Consider the following 18,378-nt stretch of genomic DNA (forward strand, 5'->3'; position numbering starts at 1 on the left):
ACCGGGCGCCACTTTTGCTGATCGCACTTAGTAAACGACGACGCTCCTGATCGACTTGCCCTCATGCATGAGATCAAAACCCTTGTTGATGTCCTCAAGCTTCAGCAAATGGGTGATCATCGGGTCGATCTGGATCTTGCCGTCCATGTACCAGTCGACGATTTTCGGCACGTCAGTGCGGCCGCGTGCGCCGCCAAAGGCGGTGCCCATCCAGGTGCGGCCGGTGACCAGCTGGAACGGCCGGGTCGAAATCTCCTGGCCGGCGCCGGCCACGCCGATGACGACCGACTTGCCCCAGCCGCGATGCGAGGCTTCCAGCGCCTGGCGCATCACCTTGGTGTTGCCGGTGCAGTCGAATGTGTAGTCGGCGCCGCCGATCTGGTCGGCGCCGCGCTTGGTCAAGTTGACGAGGTGAGGAACGATGTCGCCGTCGATCTCCTTCGGATTGACGAAATGCGTCATGCCGAAGCGCTCGCCCCATGCCTTCTTGTCGTTGTTGAGGTCGACACCGATGATCATGTCAGCGCCGGCGAGCTTCAGGCCCTGGATGACGTTGAGGCCGATGCCACCGAGACCAAAGACGACAGCAGTCGCGCCTTGCTCGACCTTCGCGGTGTTGATGACCGCGCCGATGCCGGTGGTGACGCCGCAACCAATGTAGCAGATTTTGTCGAAGGGCGCGTCCGGGTTGACCTTGGCGACGGCGATCTCGGGCAAAACGGTGAAATTGGAGAAGGTCGAGCAGCCCATATAGTGGAAGATCTTGTCCTTGCCGATCGAGAAGCGCGAGGAGCCATCGGGCATCAAGCCTTGGCCCTGCGTGGCGCGGATGGCGGTGCACAAATTGGTCTTGCGCGACAGGCAGGATGGGCACTGCCGGCATTCCGGCGTGTAGAGCGGGATGACGTGGTCGCCCTTCTTGACCGAGGTGACGCCCTTGCCGACATCGACGACAACGCCAGCGCCTTCATGGCCGAGGATTGCCGGAAACAGGCCTTCGGGATCGGCGCCCGACAGGGTGAACTCGTCGGTGTGGCAGATGCCGGTCGCCTTGATCTCGACCAGCACCTCGCCTTCGCGCGGTCCGTCGAGGTCGACCTCCATGATTTCCAACGGCTTTCCGGCGGCGACAGCGACAGCGGCGCGGGTTTTCATCAGGCAATTCCTCCCAAGGCGATTGGTCTTCAGGCTTTCAGGGTTTTTATACTGTTTCAACCCGATTTGGCGACCAAATATGGCGCAAATCTTGGCCCAGTCGTCGGCGAGCCCAACCTTCGCCCCTCGGCACGGGCCTGGCGGGCAGGGAGTGTCTTGATGGGTGCGCTGCCGGCGGTGCTTGAGCCCGGCTGCCGAAGCCCATAAGAAGGACGAAAGACCGAGGAAACGCCTTCGATGTTCACGAAAATCCTGATCGCCAATCGCGGCGAGATTGCTTGCCGCGTCATCAAGACGGCGCGCAGGATGGGGATTGCCACCGTCGCGGTCTATTCCGACGCCGATCGCGACGCCGTGCATGTCGAAATGGCCGAGGAGGCCGTGCATATCGGGCCATCGCCTGCCGCGCAAAGCTATCTTCTGCCTGAAAAGATCATCGCTGCCTGCAAGGAGACGGGCGCGCAGGCCGTGCATCCCGGCTACGGTTTTCTGTCGGAGCGGGCCGCCTTCTGCGAAGCGCTTGAGGCTGAGGGCATTGTCTTCATCGGTCCGAAACCCAAGGCTATCAAGGCGATGGGCGACAAGATCGAATCGAAGAAGTTCGCCAAGGCCGCTGAGGTGTCGACGGTTCCCGGCTGGCTTGGGGTCATCGAAAATGCCGACCATGCCGAAAAGATCGCCGGCGAGATCGGTTATCCCGTGATGATCAAGGCCTCGGCCGGCGGCGGCGGTAAAGGCATGCGCATTGCCTGGAGCCAGTCGGAAGTGCGCGACGGCTTCGACCGGGCGCGCTCGGAGGCGAAAAGCTCGTTCGGCGACGACCGAGTCTTCATCGAAAAGTTCGTCGTCGATCCGCGTCATATCGAAATCCAGGTGCTGGCCGACGCGCATGGCACCGCCCTCTATCTCGGCGAGCGCGAATGCTCGATCCAGCGCCGGAACCAGAAGGTTGCGGAAGAGGCGCCGTCGCAATTCCTCGATGCCAGGACGCGCAAGGCCATGGGCGAGCAGGCCGTGGCGCTGGTCAAGGCGGTCGACTACCAGAGCGCCGGCACCGTCGAGTTCATCGTCGATGCTGAAAAGAACTTCTATTTCCTTGAAATGAATACACGATTGCAGGTCGAGCATCCGGTGACGGAGCTTGTTACCGGCATCGACCTGGTCGAGCAGATGATCCGTGTCGCCGCCGGCGAGAAGCTGGCGATCGAGCAGAGCGACGTCAAGCTGAACGGCTGGGCGGTGGAAAGCCGGCTCTATGCCGAGGATCCCTATCGCAATTTCCTGCCCTCGATCGGCCGGTTGACGCGCTACCGGCCGCCGGAGGAGGGCAAGTTCGGCGATGTCTTCATCCGCAACGACACCGGCGTCACCGAAGGCTCCGAGATTTCGATGTTCTATGATCCGATGGTGGCAAAACTCTGCACCTGGGCGCCCACGCGTATCGAGGCCATCGATGCCATGTCGGAAGCGCTGGACAGTTTCGTCGTCGACGGCATCGAGCACAACATCCCGTTCCTGGCGGCGCTGATGCAGCATCCGCGCTGGCGCGAGGGGCGGATATCGACGGGCTTCATCGCCGAGGAATATCCTGACGGCTTCGCGCCGATCGTGCCCAATGGCGATGAAAAGGCAGTGCTGGCGGCGATCGCCACCGCGGTCGAGCTTCTGCGCCGCGATCGGCTTGACCGGCTGGGCGGGCGGCTGGCGCCGCATTCGGGCGCACTCAAGCGCGATTGGGTGGTGAAGCTCGGCGACGACTATCTCCAGGCTTCGATCATCGAGGGCATGATCTCCATTCCGATGGAAATCGATCTGTCGGTCGATGGCGGCAAAGCGCTGACCGTGGCGTCCGACTGGCGGCCGGGCGACCTCATCTGGCGCGGCACTGTCGGTGCCCGCAAGGTCACGGCGCAGATCAGGCCGGCGCCGAACGGCCTGCGCATTGCCTGGAAAGGCATGTCGGTGACGGCGCGCGCCATGCTGCCGCGCACGGCGGAGCTGGAAAGGCTGATGCCGGAGAAGGTGGCGCCGGACACGTCCAAGATGCTGCTTTGCCCGATGCCGGGCCTGGTCGTGTCGATCGCGGTTGCCGAGGGGCAGGAGGTCAAGGCCGGCGAGACGCTGGCCGTGGTCGAGGCGATGAAGATGGAAAACGTGCTGCGCGCCGACCGCGATCTTGTCGTGTCGAAGCTCAACGCCAAGCCGGGTGACAGCCTGGCTGTCGATGCGGTGATCATGGAGTTCGCCTAGAGATTGTTTGGAAATTCTACTCCGGCGGCCATCTGAAGGTGGTTTCTGCGCTTCCCGTGCTCACGGACCAATGGCCGCTGCGCTCCGGTTCTCGAAACCACCATCATTATGACTCGCCAGAGCGAATTTCGAACAATCTCTGAGCCGTGCGGCTGGGTACGGAAGCCTGTGGTCGGTGGTCATTTGTGCTGGACTGGCATCGCCCGGTCCGGGACAATACATCTCCATCGACTCAAAGCCCTTCGAGCAATTTGAAACATCATGGCGGATGACAAACTTCCACGCGATCCCCTGAGGCGCGAAGCAGCGCTCGCTGCTGCGCGCCCGGAGGCACCGGCGCGGCCGTTCATCCATCTGCGCGTGCATTCGGCGTATTCGCTGCTCGAGGGCGCCTTGCAGGTCGCCGCTGTCGTCGCCCATGCCGTCAAGGACGAGTGCCCGGCAATCGCCGTCACCGACACCAACAATCTGTTCGGCGCGCTGGAATTTGCCCAGAAAGCGGTGAAAGAGGGCATCCAGCCGATCATCGGCTGCCAGATCGATCTCGCCTTTTCAGGCGAGACCAGTGACGCACAGCGCGACCGCCGCCGCCACGGGCCGGAGATGAACGCCGTGGTGCTGCTCGCCGCCACCGAGGTTGGCTATAGCAACCTGGTCAGGCTGGTCAGCCAGGTCTATCTGGAGACGCCGCCGGGCGAGCCCGTGCATCTGACGTCAGCAATGCTGGAAGGCCATAGCGATGGCCTGATCTGCCTCAGCGGCGGGCCGCGCGGCCCGATCGGCCGGGCGCTGAAGGAGGATCGCCGAGATCTTGCCGAGACGCGGCTTTTGGCACTCAAGGCGCTGTTCGGCGACCGGCTCTATGTCGAACTGGACCGTGTTTCCGGTTATGACCGCGCTATCGAGAAATCATCGGTCGACCTTGCCTATATCCATGATCTGCCGCTGGTCGCCACCAATGAGGCGTTCTTCGCCGCCCGCGACGACTATGAAGCGCATGACGCGCTGATCGCCATTGCCGAAGGGTCCGTCGTTGCCGCCGACAACCGCCGCCGCCTGACATCGGACAATTTCCTGCGCAGCCAGGCCGATATGGCGCGGCTGTTCGCCGACCTGCCGGAAGCGATCGACAACACCGTCGAGATCGCGCTGCGCTGTTCCTATTATCCCAAGACCCGCAATCCGATCCTGCCACGCTTTACCGGCGGCGATGTCGCCGACAATGAGGTGGCGCTGAAAGCGGAGGCCGATGAACTGCGCCGGCAGGCCCATGAAGGTCTCGACGCCCGGCTGGCGGCGCATGGACCCACCGCCGGCTACACGGTCGAACAATACCGCGAGCGGCTCGATTTCGAGCTCTCCATCATCGAGAAGATGAAATTTCCCGGCTATTTCCTGATCGTCGCCGACTTCATCAAATGGGCGAAGGCGCAAGGCATTCCGGTCGGGCCGGGCCGTGGTTCGGGCGCCGGATCGCTGGTCGCTTACTCCACCACCATCACCGATATCGATCCGCTGCGCTTCTCGCTGCTGTTCGAGCGCTTCCTCAATCCGGACCGCGTGTCGATGCCCGACTTCGACATCGACTTCTGCCAGGATCGGCGCGAAGAGGTCATCCGCTACGTCCAGCAGAAATATGGCCGCGACCAGGTGGGACAAATCATCACCTTCGGTACGCTGCAGGCGCGCGCGGTGCTGCGCGACGTCGGCCGCGTGCTGCAAATGCCTTACGGCCAAGTCGACAAGCTCTCCAAAATGGTGCCGCAGAACCCGGCCAATCCGGTCAAGCTGGCGGATGCCATCGCCAACGAGCCGCGCTTTGCCGAGGAGGCCGAGAAGGAGCCGATCGTGCAGACGCTGCTCGATATGGCGCAAAAGCTGGAAGGGCTCTACCGCCACGCTTCGACGCACGCCGCCGGCATCGTCATCGGCGACCGGCCCTTGTCGGAACTGGTGCCGATGTACCGCGATCCGCGCTCCGACATGCCGGTCACCCAGTTCAACATGAAATATGTCGAGCAGGCCGGGCTGGTAAAATTCGACTTCCTCGGCCTGAAGACGCTGACGGTGCTGGAGACGGCGGTGAAGCTGATCCGCCGGCGCGGCATCGAGATCGACCTGGCGACGATCCCGCTCGACGATCCTGAAACCTACGCCATGCTGTCGCGCGGCGAAGTGGTCGGTGTGTTCCAGGTGGAAAGTGCCGGCATGCGCAAGGCGCTGATCGGCATGCGGCCCGACTGCATCGAGGACATCATCGCGCTGGTGGCGCTCTACCGTCCCGGCCCGATGGAGAACATCCCGACCTACAATGCCAGAAAACATGGCGAGGAGGAGATGGCATCGATCCATCCCAAGATCGACCATCTGGTGAAGGAGACGCAAGGCGTCATCGTCTACCAGGAACAGGTGATGCAAATCGCGCAGGAGCTGTCGGGCTATTCGCTCGGCGAAGCCGACCTGCTGCGCCGCGCCATGGGCAAGAAGATCCGCGCCGAAATGGACAAGCAGCGCGAGCGCTTCGTCACCGGTGCGGTCGAACGCGGTGTCGGCAAGCCGCAGGCCGACTTCATCTTCGACCTTCTGGCCAAGTTCGCCGACTACGGCTTCAACAAATCGCACGCGGCCGCCTACGCCGTCGTGTCCTACCAGACCGCCTATCTCAAGGCGCATTACCCCGTCGAGTTCCTGGCGGCGTCGATGACGCTCGACATGGGCAATACCGACAAACTCGCCGATTTCCGCCAGGATGCGCTGCGTCTCGGCATCGAGGTGGTGGCGCCGTCAGTGATGACCAGCTTCCGCAATTTCGAGGTCGGCGAGAACCGCATTTACTATTCGCTGGCGGCCCTCAAGGGCGTCGGCGACGCTGCGGTCGAGCACATCGTCGCCATGCGCGGCGAAAAGCCGTTCAAGAATCTCGCCGATTTCTGTGAAAGGGTCGATCCCAAGATCGTCGGCAAGCGCGTCTTCGAAAGCCTGATCATGGCCGGCGCGCTCGACTGCTTCGGCCACGACCGCGCCCAGATGATGGCCGGCGTCGAACGGATGATGGGGCTGGCTTCTCTGGCGCAGCAGAATGCCATTTCGGGCCAGCACGACATTTTCGGCGCGTCGCTCGGCGCGCAGCAGCAGGCGCTCAATTTGCCGCAGACCGATCCGTGGCTTGCCGCCGACCGGCTGCACCGCGAATTCCAGGTCGTCGGCTTCTATCTTTCGGCGCATCCGCTCGACGAGTACAAGGCGGCCCTGCAGAAGATGCGCGTGCAAAACTGGGGCGAGTTCTCGGCTGCGGTCAAACGCGGTGCCGCCGCGGGCCGGCTCGCCGGCACCGTCACCACCAAGCAGGAGCGCAAGACCCGAACCGGCAACAAGATGGGCGTCATCGCCTTTTCCGACACATCTGGCCAATATGAAGCCGTGCTGTTTTCGGAAGGGTTGGCGCAGTATCGCGATCTGCTCGAGCCCGGACGTTCGGTGGTGATCACCGTTTCGGCCGAGGATAGGCCCGAAGGGGTCAATCTGCGCATCCAGACGGTGCAGTCGCTGGAGGATGAGGCCAGCCGTATCCAGAAGGCGCTGCGCATCTTCGTTCGAAATGACGGGCCTGCGTCGGCGATTCAATCGCAGCTTACCCAGCGTGGGGAAAGTCAGGTAAGCATTATCGTCATCAAAGAAGAGGCGCAGGGCGAGATCGAGATCGAATTGCCCAACCGCTACCGCATCTCGCCGCAGATCGCGTCGGCCATGCGCGCGGTGCCGGGTGTGGTCGAAGTCGAGCTCGTCTAGGCTGCGCTGATATACACGGCAATCGCATCGACGTCGGCCAGTGCATGACGGCATAAAGATGCTCTGGGCCTGACATTGCAGCCGATAGGGCCAGCGTGCGGGGCGTGGTTGAACTGACCTTCCTTTGAACCACATGCGTTGAGCAGAAACTTCACAGGAACGCACAATCATGCCCAGCCGCGAACGCGTCGAAGCCTTCCTCAAGGAGGTGGTCGAAGGCAGCCACGTCAAGGCGATCGCCGACTTCTACCATGACGATGCCACCATGCAGGAAAATCTCGGCGTCCCGCGGCGCGGCAAGGAAACACTGATGGCGCATGAGCAGGCAGCACTCGACCGGATCGAGAAGATGCACACCCATCCTGTCCAGACATTCCTGGTCGATGGCGACAATGTCGCCATCCGCTGGACCTTCGACCGTATCGACAAGGCCGGCACCGTGCGCCGGCTGGAAGAGGTGGCCCTGCAGCGCTGGCGTGGTGACCGGATTGCGGAGGAGCGGTTCGTCTACGACACCGCCTCGGCCTGGCGCCTCGTGGGGCCGGACGGCAAGGTGGTGGAGGGCTGACGATCACCGGGGCCACTAGATCATGATGAGATTCGGTTGAAATCTCATCATGATCTAACCCTTTGTTGGAGCATGATCTTTTCCGCAAACCGGCACCCACTTTTTGGGATCATGCTCTAGACGACCCCGGCTGGGACCGTTACGCACTTGGTGATGAAAGCAGCCGAGAAGGACGGATTGCAGCAAAGCTCAGCGATGGCGCGGCTGCGTGACAGGCTGCGCAAGCTCTATCACGGACGCACGCCGGCGGCGTTCCGGTTTCAACTGGTGGCGGTCATCATCGACCTCACCATAGTCGCCTTCTTCGTTGCCACGCCGGTGCTCCAGGACAAGCCGTCATTCCTGTGGCTCGACTATACCGTCGCCGCATTGGTCGCCGCCGACCTGATTGCCCGACTGTTAGCCTCCAACGACATGTTGCGGCTGATGAAACAGCCGACATCCTGGGTCGATGTCTTCATCCTTTTGACGCTGCTGATGCCGACGGCGCTGGCAAATCTGGCGTTCCTGCGCATCCTGCGGCTGTGGTCGCTGTCGCGCAGCGGGTCGCTGTGGCGGCATTTCGAAATGCGTGGCTTAAGGCCCTGGCGCGAGGCGAGCCACGCGGTCATCAACCTGTTGACGTTCCTGTTCGTCATCACCGGCTTCGTCTACACCTTTTTCTTTCGCACCGGCGCCGGCCTCGAGAACTATATCGATGCGCTGTATTTTACCGTCGCCACGGTGACGACGACCGGTTTCGGCGACATCGTGCTGCCGGGGATCGCCGGCAAGCTGACCGCAATCGCTACCATGATCATCGGCATCTCGCTGTTCGTCAGACTGGCGACGGCGATTTTTCGACCCGCCAAGGTGTTCTTTCCCTGTCCGCAGTGCGGACTGCAACGGCATGAGCCGGACGCCGTGCACTGCAAGGCCTGCGGGCATCTTCTCAACATACCGGATGAGGGGAATTGACCGACCGCTACGAGGCCGCGACCTCGGCCGGCTTTGGCGCCTTGCGCTGCAGGTTGAGCAGGTTGCCCATCAGGATCAGCAGGGCGCCGCCGGCTGTAAAGATGTCGATCTGTTCGCTGTAGAGCAGCCAGCCGATCAGCGCCGACAGTGGCACGCGCAGGAAATCCATCGGTGAAATCACCGTAGCGTCGGCATAGGTGAGGGCACGCGCCATGCAGAAATGCGACGACATGCCGGTGAAGGCAATCAGCAGGATCCATGGCCAGAGTTCGAGCGGTGGGTTGCGCCATTCATAAAGCGCCGGGATCAGGCCGACCACCGACTGGATGATCAGCATCCAGAAGATGATGCGCACGACACTGTCCGTGCGGGTCAGCGACTTGACCAACACCACCGATACGCCAAAGCACACGGCCGCGCCGAGAACGACGAGGTGACCCGGATCCATGGAGCCGACGCCGGGGCGAACGATGACCACCACGCCGATCAGGCCAAGCACGACCGCCGCAATTTTCGGGCGGGAGAGCCTTTCGCCAAGAAAGGTCACCGCCAGGATCGCGGTCCAGATCGGCGTGGTGAATTCGATCGATATGAGCACCGCAAGCGGGATCAGCGTCAGCGCATAGAGCCATGCCGCCTGGCCCGTATAGTGGATGACATTGCGAGCGATATGGGCCAACGGGCGCTGCGTGCGCATTGCGGCGAATCCGCCGCTCATCGTCACCAGCGGCAACAGGATGAAGAAGCCGATCACCGAGCGCAGTTCCAGCACCTGGAAGACGTTGAGCTCGGCGGTGGTTGCGCGGCCGGCGACTGACATCGCCAGAAACGAGGCGATCGACAGCGCCATCCAGAACGCGGCTTTGGGGATCGATGGGGAAGGTGCCATAGGCGCTATGTCGCAAGCCGGGACTTCTATCGCAACCGTTAGGCGACGCATTCGACTGGGCCAGACCGTTGCGAAAACAGCCATGCTGGAAGTGGAACCTGACGAAACGGCAGGCGTTGGTTCCCGGTATTGGCCAATTGCTGGACGCATCGTTTCTTCAACATCAACGGGGAAGAGATTCCGATGAAATCATTCGCGCGGTTTCTGCTAGCCGGCTGCCTGCTAACTGCAAGCGCCGCGGCCCATGCCGACGAGGCGAATTTTCTCAGCTCCTTGCAAGGGAATTTCTCCGGCAAGGGGACAGTCAAGGTCACCACCGACGCACCGACGGTGAATGTGTCCTGCACCTTCAATTCCGACGCGACCTCGAGCTCATTGTCGCTTGACGGCAATTGCCGTGGTCTTGTCGTGGTGACGCGCGCCATCAGCGCCAATCTGAAGGCCCGCGGGGCGAAGTATACAGGCGTCTATGTCGGGTCGCGCACCGGGCCGGCACAGCTCGCCGGCAGCCGTTCCGGCAACGCGATCAGTCTCGGCATCCGCTGGGCGGCGGAGGTCAATGGCGATCGTAAGGCGCGGTTGACGGTCGAGAAAACCAGCGGCGACGGAATGCGGTTGACCGTTACCGACGTCGATCCGAAAACCGGCAAGAACGTGGTGACGAGCCGCATCGATCTCAAGCGTATCTAAGCCGTCTCACTCCTCGATCGGCTCCGGCGGGTTGGCGTTGCGGCCTTTACCGAAGGTGTAGCCGGTTTCCACCGCCTTCTTGCCGAACTTGTCGCGCAGCGTATCGATGGCGCTTTCGGCCATGGCGCGCTTGCGCGAGCCGACGTCGACGAGATCGGGCGGATCGGCCTTCTCGTCATCCGAGAGATCGCTGACACCGATGCCAAGCAGCCGGTACTTTGTCCCGTCCGCCTCCTTGCGCAACAGCTCGAGCCCGGTCTGGAAAATGCGGTCGGCCAGCCGGGTCGGGTCGCCGAGCTGGCGGTTGCGGGTACGCAGCTTGAAATCCTGCGTCTTCAGCTTCAGCACCACGGTGCGCCCGGCAATGCCTGACTTCTTCAGCCGCGCCGAGACCTTTTCCGACAATCCCCTCAGCACTGGAACCAGTTCGCCCATTTCAGCTATGTCGGTGTCGAAAGTGGTTTCGGCCGACACACTTTTCGCATCCTGGTCGGGATCGACACGGCGGTCGTCCTGGCCGCGCGAGAGATGGTAGAGCCGGGTGCCCATCACGCCATAGCGGCGCATAAGATCGGCGCGCTCCATGCGCTGCAACTGGGCGATGCTGCGGATGCCGTCGCGTTCGAGCGTTGCGGCAAAAGCCTTGCCGACGCCCCAGATCAGCGTCACCGGCTGTTCGGCCAGGAAACCCAGCGCCTCGGCTTCGCCGATCACCGAAAAGCCGCGCGGCTTGCGGAAATCGGAGGCAACCTTGGCCAGGAACTTGCAGTAGGAAAGGCCGGCCGAAACGGTGATGCCGATTTCCTTTTCGACGGTCTGCGCAAAGCGCGCCAGCACCACCGCCGGCGGCATGCCGTGCAGGCGCTCGGTGCCGGCAAGGTCGAGAAACGCCTCATCGATGGAGAGCGGTTCGACCAGCGGCGTGAGCGCCTGCATCAAGGCGCGGACATCGCGGCCGACGCGGACGTATTTCTCCATATTGGGCGGGATGACGACCGCTTCCGGACAGGCTTCGAGCGCCTTGAACATCGGCATTGCCGAGCGCACCCCCTGGATGCGGGCGATGTAGCAGGCGGTGGAAACGACGCCGCGCTTGCCGCCGCCGATGATCAGCGGCTTGTCCTTCAGCGCCGGATTGTCACGCTTTTCGATCGCCGCATAGAAGGCGTCGCAATCGATATGCGCCAGATGCAGCTGGTAGAGCTCGGGATGGCGGGTGAGTCGAGGGCTGCCGCAACGCTCACAGCGCCTGGTATCGCTGCGCTGAAGGGTCAGGCAGTCGCGGCAAAAACCGTGCTCGGGATTGTTGACAGGGGCCGCCATCGCTGCGAACATAAAGAGAACAGATGCAATGGTACGTCAGGACGGAAGCCGCCACAAGCGGTTAGCCGGGAGAGAACTCATGAGCACCACCATAGCGCCGCTGGCGCCTGACCTATGGGCGGATTTCGAGGATCTTTTCGGCAAGCAGGGCGCCTGTTACGGCTGCTGGTGCACGCATTTCCGGATGGCGCCGGCGGTCCGACGGGCCAGCGACAAGCAGCGCAACAAGGATCATATCAAGGCGCGTATCGAGGCCGGGCCGCCGCCGGGGCTTTTGGCCTTCGAGGACGGCCAGGCGGTCGGCTGGATGCAGATCGGTCCACGCGCCGACGTGCCCGAATGGAACAATCGGGGCCGGGGCTCGGCGCCGGTCGATCCAACCGACGCCGTAGATCCCGGCGTCTGGGCCATCTCCTGCTTCTTCATCCGCGCCAGCGCGCGCGGCCGGGGCGTCAGCCACCGCCTGGTCGAGGGCGGCATCGCTTTTGCCCGCCAGAACAAGGCGCGGCTGGTCGAGGCGTGTCCGATCGACGTGTCGCGCGATTCGCGTTCGATCGGACTGTTCGTCGGCTCGTCGCGTGTGTTCGAAAAGGCCGGCTTCGAGCGGCTCCTCGAACGCAAGGCCGGCCGGCCGCTGATGCGGCTTGTGCTGTAGTCTAATTACCCGTCGGCGTTTGTTGATGTCCTGTGGAAACTGTAGGTTGGTTTCATAGCAGACGAACGAAGCGTTCCTTTTTGGTCAAATGGAGAATTTTGTGAACCGTGTCTTGCCGCTTGCTTTCCTTCTCGCCCTCAGCGCTCCTGCCTTTGGCCAGGCTGTCGATGCCCAAGGTGCCAAGCAACTTTCCGATGAGCTCTCTCGCTATGTCGGCAAACAGGCGCTCAATGAAGGCATTTTGAAGATCTCAGCCGAGGAGGGTGCCTACAAGATCACCTTCGATGTGAAGGCGCTTGTGGCGAAGATGCCGAAGCAGGATCTGAAGCGGTTCGATTTCCCGCCCGTCACGCTGCGGGTCAAACCGCGCAGCGACGGAGGCTGGGATGTCGCCTCGGATTTCTCTACGACTGGGTCCATCGAGGTAAATGGCCCAAATGGCCTGAACACCGGGCAAATCGTTGTCAAGGATGGCAAGTTCACGGGCGTCTATGACCCGAAACTGGCGGCATTTACCAGTGGCACCAGTTCGATTGCGGGCATGACGATGACGTCGCGCCAAGTCAGTCAATTGACCAATTTGAGCGTGGGGCTGGGCTCTTCCAAATTTGACGCCAGCAAGTCGGCTAACGGCGGCGTCGATCTTAATTTCACACAGGCGATGGCGGACTTCGTCGAAACGGTCAAAATCGATGACCGGTCAATCGCAGCGCTCCGGGCACCGGAGCTCGCTGTGAACGTGACCGCTAAGGCCATTCAGACCAAGCCGCTTCTGGATCTTTTGGCGTTCGCCGTCGCCCATGAGGACGAGGCCCGGCTGAAGGCCGATCAAGCAGAGTTCAAAACGCTTCTGCTCGGTGCGCTGCCGCTATGGGAACGGATCGATGGGACCTACGCATTCAAAAACCTTGCCATTGAAACATATGCCGGCAATTTCGGCGCGGCGCAGCTGAACACCGTTGTCGGCATGGACGGCATCACCAAGGACGGCAAGATCAGCTACGCATTCAAGGTTTCCGGCCTGACAATACCGCAGCAGATGCTGCCCAGTTGGACCGTTGCGTTGCTGCCGACGGATCTCGACCTGAATTTCGGCGGCGCCAACATCGATCTCGACAGTATGGCTCGGAAAACCATAGAAACCCTCGATTTCAGTAAGGATCCACCGCTTCCGGCAGATTTCGGCGATGAGATTTCCGCCGATTTCTTGGCCAAGACACCAAAGTTCGTGCTTGGACACAGCACGGTCAAGAATGGTGACATTGAGGTCGCCATGGAAGGCGAAATGACCTTCCCCGACAAGAAGCCCGATGCCAACGTGACGATCGACGTGACCGGCTACGACAAGATCGTGGCAAGCCTGCAGGAGGCGGCGAAGACGGACCCGCAGGCCTCGCAGGCTTTTACCGGCGCGCTGGCCATCAAGGGATTCGCCAAGACGCTGCCGGGCGGTCGTATCGAATGGGTGATCAACGCCAGGCACGACGGGTCGGTGACGGTCAACGGCGCCATGCTGAAGGGGCCTGATCCGGTCGTGGAAGACAACACCGATCAGGATGCGAGCCCTGGGACAGCAACGAAGCCCTGAGCGCTGGACTCAGAGGCGACTAACTCAGAGCCCGAGCGCGCTTGCGATCTTCGGCGCGGCCTCGTGCCAGTCCTCGACGGAGATGACGTCGTCCGGCACCGGCGGCAGGAAGGCGCGCAGCGAATTGTCGGCCATCAGGTGGAAGAGATGGGCGTCGGCAACCGAGTTGCGTGCCGAGATGAGGTTGGCGGGCTGGTCGTCGACAAAGACCACCGGCCGGCCCTTGCTACCACGCAACTTGGCCACCGCCGGTCCCTTGGCCATCTCGGTGGTCAACAGCGGATAGGGCAGCCCGAGCGCATCGAGATGAGCGCGGCGCGCCGCGCGATGCCGATGCGGCATGGCGGTCAAAAGGACGATCTCGGCGCGGTCGCCGAGGCTGGCAAGCGCTTGTTCGGCACCGTCGGTGACGCTCTGCCAGTCGGCCTGCGTATCGAAGAAATCTCCGAGAAGTGCCGTCACCTCCGGCTGTTCGATCAGCCGGCCGCTCGCCGTTTCGGCAATGTTGCCGGTGAGACGGAACGAGGCCAGCGTCAGGCCGAAGCCGCGCGATTTCAGGAAATGCGGAAACGGCCGGATGAATTCGAGCACGACATCGTCGACATCGAGGATCAGCAGAGGCCGGTCGTCGGCTGCAAGTTCGGCGATCTGGCGTGCCGTCTCGGGATCGTCGCTCATATCGAATGCTCATGGTCCTCGCCGCCAAGAGGCAGCGCGCGCAACGCCTTGCCGACTGAGGCCGGCGGAGTGTCGGTTTCCTCGGCAAAGCGCAGCAAGGTCGGCTCGTGGGCAAGGATGAACTGCAGCACGCCGGCAAGGAATCCCGGTTCGGCCGCGGCGCGGCGGATGGCGGACGCCTCGATGCCGGTGATGGCCAGGAAGCGCGGCAGGAGTTCGGGGTCGGCGGCGACGAAGCCCAGTGCCTTCACGGCAATGGTTTCCGCTTCCTCGCGCATTGACGCTGCGTTTGCCATCACTACTTTCTCGTTGCGGAAATGAGTCTCTTTTCCGCAGTAATCGCAAGCGTCGCCTGCGGCAAGCCACAGCCCCGATCCAATGTGGTTTTCGAGGTGGAATCCGAATGGCTTTTGCCGCTTCGGGTTTCCATTTCGTCAATCATATTGCCTTAAGAGTGAGCGAGGGTTTGGTGTGCTTCGACAAGGGCGCATAGCGGCAGGGCTTCGGGCAGAAGCCTGGCCGGGACGGGAAATCGATGCCTAAGAAGGTCATGATCGTCGAGGACAACGAGCTCAATATGAAGCTCTTTCGCGACCTCATCGAAGCCAGCGGTTATGAAACGGTGCGCACGCGCAACGGGCTCGAGGCGCTCGATCTGGCGCGCCAGCACAGGCCCGACCTGATCCTGATGGACATCCAGCTGCCCGAAGTGTCGGGGCTGGAAGTGACGAAATGGCTGAAGGAGGACGACGACCTCCATTCCATTCCGGTCATCGCCGTCACCGCCTTCGCCATGAAGGGCGACGAGGAACGCATTCGCCAGGGCGGTTGCGAGGCCTACATCTCCAAGCCGATCTCGGTGCCGCGTTTCATCGAGACCATCAAATCCTATCTCGGTGATGCCTGATGCCTTCAGCCGGAGCCTTGTGACATGACCGCGCGGATCCTCGTCGTCGACGACATCCCTGCCAATGTCAAACTTCTCGAGGTTCGGCTGCTGGCCGAATATTTCGAGGTGTTGACGGCCTTCAACGGGCCGGACGCGATCGAGACCTGCGAAAACGGCAAGGTCGATGTCGTGCTGCTCGACGTGATGATGCCCGGCATGGACGGGTTCGAGGTCTGCAAGCGGCTGAAAAGCGATCCGGCGACCGCGCATATACCAGTGGTCATGGTGACCGCGCTGGGCCACGTTGCCGACCGGGTGCGCGGCCTAGAGGCAGGCGCCGACGACTTTCTCACCAAGCCGGTCAACGATCTGCAGCTGATGACGCGGGTGAAGAGCCTGGTCAGGCTGAAGTCGCTGACCGACGAGCTGCGGCTGCGCGCATCGACCACCCGCAACATCGGCATCGAGGCGCTGTTGAGCCGCAGCTTCGCGTCGGAGGACGCCACGCCGAAGGTGCTGTTGATCGACGAGCGCAAATCGTCGTTCGAGCGCATCCAGAAAATGCTGCGCGGCAGCGCCGAGCTCGACATTGCGACCGATCCGCATGCCGGCTTCTTCCAAGCCGCCGAGGCGCCCTATGAGTGCGTGCTGATCTCGACCGGTTTTGCCGATTTCGATCCGCTGCGGTTGTGTTCGCAATTTCGTTCGCTCGACCGCACCCGCTTCCTGCCGATCATCCTGATTGCCGATGGAGGCGAGGAGGGGCGCATCATTCGCGGGCTCGAGCTCGGCATCAACGACTATCTGATGCGGCCGATCGACCAGCAGGAGCTGACGGCGCGGCTGCGCACGCAGGTGCGCCGCAAGCGCTACAACGACCAGCTGCGCGCCAGCGTCACCCAGACCATCGAGATGGCGGTGACCGACGCATTGACCGGCCTGCACAACCGCCGCTACCTCGACAGCCATTTGCAGACGCTGTTCGACCGCGCCGTGGCGCGGCGGCGGCCTCTGTCGGTGATGATCACCGATCTGGACCGCTTCAAGACCGTCAATGACTCGCATGGCCATGATGGCGGCGACGATGTGCTGCGCGAGTTCGCAAGGCGGCTGCGCAAGAACGTCAGGGGTATCGACCTTGCCTGCCGCTTCGGCGGCGAGGAATTCGTCGTTGTGATGCCGGACACGGACGGCGCGGTGGCGGAGAAAGTTGCCGAGCGCATTCGCGCTGAAATCGCCCAGCTGCCGTTTGCCATCGGCCCTGAAGGCAAGGCGATCGAAGTCACGGTCAGCGTCGGCGTGTCATCGGTTCTGAAGGGCGCGGACACGGTCGCGGCGTTGATGAAACGTGCCGACGTGGCGCTCTACGAAGCCAAAAGTGGCGGCCGCAACCGGGTCGTCGCCAAGGCAGCGTAGGCTAGACCACCGATTATGCAGTCAATCGGACAGGGTTAGGAATTTACCTTAATCCAAGCGATTCGGCAGGCTTGGTTAAGAAACTATTGATTTTCAAACATTGTTGCGCAAATGTGCGGTGCAAGAACAAGGGCGATGCGGGCACGAGGGTAGACAGCCGCATCGCTTCGCCGAATACCCCATGATGCTCAGGTCCGCCGCATCTCCTGGGTCCGTGGGGTCGGCCGGCCGGCGCTGGCACATAGTGGCCTCCTCGTACCGCTGCCATACGCCGACCGGCCCCCTTTTTTGCCAAAAAATGAGATGAGCACTTCGCGCCAAACAGCGGAGGGTTCTGGCTTTTCGGGGCCTTGAATCAAAAACGCCGCCCGAAGGGGCGGCGCTTTTGACAGAGCGTATGAAAACCAGATTACTTGATCTTGGTTTCCTTGAACTCGACATGCTTCTTGGCGACCGGGTCGTATTTGCGGAACGACAGCTTGTCGGTCTTGGTACGGCTGTTCTTGCTGGTCACGTAGAAGAAACCGGTGTCGGCGGTCGACAGAAGCTTGATCTTGATGTTTGCGGCTTTGGCCATTGTATCAGTCCGTTATGTTCGTGGGGTTTTGGCCGCTGGAGCGGGGGAAAACACCCGGACGCGGGAAACTTGGCGCGACACATAAAGAACGTGCCCGGAAAGTCAAGCCCGGCGCGGCCGCCGTGTCGTAAGCACATGAGTTGTCCGGATTAGGTAGCACATGAGTTGTCCGGTTTTATCATCGGCCCGATGGAGGCTGAGGATGAGACGGACAGCATGGCTATAGGCCGGCGAATGCCGCGACGCTGCGAAGCGGCGCTGGTTCGGCAGGGTGGATTGGTCACCCGCGCCCAACTCTTCGCAGGCTCAGGGCATTCGAATCTCGAAAAACCACGCAATTGGCTTTTCGTCCGCTACGGACCGCTTCTCACCTCACAACGGAGAAGGTAAGGCCGGTGCTTCCCCTCAGCGGGGCCGGATTTCTAGGCTTCTTCCTTAACTGGAAGCGCTTTTTTCCAGTCCCCGGTGGTGTTCCACCAGCGATTCGGATTGGCGCGGTCGTCCAGGCCCTTGGAGCGGCTGGCGAGGATCGGCTGGATGCGGATCACCGGCTCCTGGTAGGAATGCGCCTGGAAAATCGCCTCGACGACGCGGGCGGCGAGCACCTGGTCGTCGGGCAACTCGAACGAGACCTCGACGGTGCCGGGGCGGCGGCGCAGTTCGGTTTCGACGCCGGCGGCTGCACCTTCCAGCGGTCGGTAGCGTTCGATGCCGTGCGCCGTTTGATAGGCGTTGCGGTCGTATTTGCCCATTGCCAGCGGCGCGATCGCGACCACGGCGTCCATGATGCGGTCGACATCGGTTGCCGGGGCCTGGAAGCTGACAAGCAGCAGAAGCGTCATGCGCAGAGATGTGGTTTCAAAGCCGCTGTCGATCATCACCGTATCCTCAAACTCGGGTTTTTTGGGACACCCTTTTAGCTGAGGTCTCCTGACACGGTTCTGTCAGCAGCGG

At 62.1% G+C, this 18,378-nt stretch carries 16 protein-coding genes; 9 read left to right on the plus strand and 7 right to left on the minus strand.

The features are described 5' to 3' along the window. Positions 1 to 27 precede the first annotated feature (27 nt). The gene (locus NLY43_RS31760; RefSeq protein ID WP_023681583.1) at positions 28 to 1,155 is read right to left on the minus strand and encodes an S-(hydroxymethyl)glutathione dehydrogenase/class III alcohol dehydrogenase; all 1,128 of its coding nucleotides are present in this window, start codon (positions 1,153 to 1,155) and stop codon (positions 28 to 30) included. Between the two features lie 237 nt (positions 1,156 to 1,392). Here NLY43_RS31760 and NLY43_RS31765 point away from each other — a divergent pair, with 237 nt between their 5' ends. The 4 genes from NLY43_RS31765 (at position 1,393) to NLY43_RS31780 (ending at position 8,719) form a co-directional block, all read left to right on the plus strand. Next, on the plus strand, positions 1,393 to 3,405 hold the full coding sequence (locus NLY43_RS31765) for an acetyl-CoA carboxylase biotin carboxylase subunit (RefSeq protein ID WP_023710636.1): 2,013 nt from the start codon (positions 1,393 to 1,395) through the stop codon (positions 3,403 to 3,405). A 261-nt stretch (positions 3,406 to 3,666) separates the two neighbouring features. After that, a complete protein-coding gene (dnaE, locus tag NLY43_RS31770; protein ID WP_023710635.1) occupies positions 3,667 to 7,194 on the plus strand; it encodes a DNA polymerase III subunit alpha in 3,528 nt (1,175 codons plus the stop codon). Between the two features lie 169 nt (positions 7,195 to 7,363). Beyond that, positions 7,364 to 7,762 carry a nuclear transport factor 2 family protein gene (locus tag NLY43_RS31775; protein ID WP_023710634.1) on the plus strand — a complete coding sequence of 133 codons (399 nt, stop codon included), beginning with the start codon at positions 7,364 to 7,366 and terminating at the stop codon, positions 7,760 to 7,762. Positions 7,763 to 7,915: 153 nt separating this feature from the next. Further along, positions 7,916 to 8,719 carry a potassium channel family protein gene (locus NLY43_RS31780; RefSeq protein WP_023710633.1) on the plus strand — a complete coding sequence of 268 codons (804 nt, stop codon included), beginning with the start codon at positions 7,916 to 7,918 and terminating at the stop codon, positions 8,717 to 8,719. 7 nt (positions 8,720 to 8,726) lie between these two features. On the opposite strand, the gene NLY43_RS31785 is transcribed toward NLY43_RS31780, so the two are convergent. Further along, the gene (locus NLY43_RS31785; RefSeq protein WP_023710632.1) at positions 8,727 to 9,608 is read right to left on the minus strand and encodes a DMT family transporter; all 882 of its coding nucleotides are present in this window, start codon (positions 9,606 to 9,608) and stop codon (positions 8,727 to 8,729) included. Between the two features lie 183 nt (positions 9,609 to 9,791). On the opposite strand from NLY43_RS31785, the gene NLY43_RS31790 reads away from it, so the two are divergent. Then, a complete protein-coding gene (locus tag NLY43_RS31790) occupies positions 9,792 to 10,298 on the plus strand; it encodes a hypothetical protein (RefSeq protein WP_023681578.1) in 507 nt (168 codons plus the stop codon). A gap of 6 nt (positions 10,299 to 10,304) precedes the next feature. Here the strand turns inward: NLY43_RS31790 and NLY43_RS31795 are convergent, their stop codons facing one another. After that, positions 10,305 to 11,633 carry a DNA polymerase IV gene (locus tag NLY43_RS31795; RefSeq protein ID WP_023710631.1) on the minus strand — a complete coding sequence of 443 codons (1,329 nt, stop codon included), beginning with the start codon at positions 11,631 to 11,633 and terminating at the stop codon, positions 10,305 to 10,307. 67 nt (positions 11,634 to 11,700) lie between these two features. Here NLY43_RS31795 and NLY43_RS31800 point away from each other — a divergent pair, with 67 nt between their 5' ends. Both NLY43_RS31800 and NLY43_RS31805 read left to right on the plus strand, forming a co-directional pair. Next, positions 11,701 to 12,276 carry a GNAT family N-acetyltransferase gene (locus NLY43_RS31800; RefSeq protein ID WP_023710630.1) on the plus strand — a complete coding sequence of 192 codons (576 nt, stop codon included), beginning with the start codon at positions 11,701 to 11,703 and terminating at the stop codon, positions 12,274 to 12,276. A 100-nt stretch (positions 12,277 to 12,376) separates the two neighbouring features. Beyond that, entirely contained in the window at positions 12,377 to 13,864 is a 1,488-nt protein-coding gene (locus NLY43_RS31805) for a hypothetical protein (protein WP_023710629.1), read from the plus strand. Between the two features lie 24 nt (positions 13,865 to 13,888). Here NLY43_RS31805 and NLY43_RS31810 read toward each other — a convergent pair whose 3' ends face one another. Together NLY43_RS31810 and NLY43_RS31815 are read right to left on the minus strand one after the other, a co-directional pair. Then, positions 13,889 to 14,542 carry a hypothetical protein gene (locus tag NLY43_RS31810; protein ID WP_023710628.1) on the minus strand — a complete coding sequence of 218 codons (654 nt, stop codon included), beginning with the start codon at positions 14,540 to 14,542 and terminating at the stop codon, positions 13,889 to 13,891. Further along, positions 14,539 to 14,838, minus strand: a complete 300-nt coding sequence (locus NLY43_RS31815; protein WP_023710627.1) for a DUF3572 domain-containing protein — start codon at positions 14,836 to 14,838, stop codon at positions 14,539 to 14,541. Before NLY43_RS31815 ends, NLY43_RS31810 begins: the two co-directional genes overlap by 4 nt. 239 nt (positions 14,839 to 15,077) lie before the next feature. Here NLY43_RS31815 and NLY43_RS31820 point away from each other — a divergent pair, with 239 nt between their 5' ends. Both NLY43_RS31820 and NLY43_RS31825 read left to right on the plus strand, forming a co-directional pair. Then, positions 15,078 to 15,449 (plus strand): response regulator, encoded by a 372-nt coding sequence (locus tag NLY43_RS31820; RefSeq protein WP_023667574.1) that lies wholly within the window; start codon positions 15,078 to 15,080, stop codon positions 15,447 to 15,449. A 24-nt stretch (positions 15,450 to 15,473) separates the two neighbouring features. Then, positions 15,474 to 16,847: a PleD family two-component system response regulator gene (locus NLY43_RS31825; RefSeq protein ID WP_023710626.1), complete on the plus strand. Its 1,374-nt coding sequence runs from the start codon at positions 15,474 to 15,476 to the stop codon at positions 16,845 to 16,847. Between the two features lie 409 nt (positions 16,848 to 17,256). On the opposite strand, the gene rpmG is transcribed toward NLY43_RS31825, so the two are convergent. Further along, positions 17,257 to 17,424, minus strand: a complete 168-nt coding sequence (rpmG, locus tag NLY43_RS31830) for a 50S ribosomal protein L33 (RefSeq protein ID WP_006201775.1) — start codon at positions 17,422 to 17,424, stop codon at positions 17,257 to 17,259. Positions 17,425 to 17,846: 422 nt separating this feature from the next. After that, positions 17,847 to 18,302, minus strand: a complete 456-nt coding sequence (locus NLY43_RS31835) for a YqfO family protein (protein WP_023710625.1) — start codon at positions 18,300 to 18,302, stop codon at positions 17,847 to 17,849. Between the last annotated feature and the right edge of the window lie 76 nt (positions 18,303 to 18,378).

The organism is Mesorhizobium sp. C416B (genome assembly GCF_030323165.1).
Classification (GTDB): Bacteria; Pseudomonadota; Alphaproteobacteria; order Rhizobiales; family Rhizobiaceae; genus Mesorhizobium.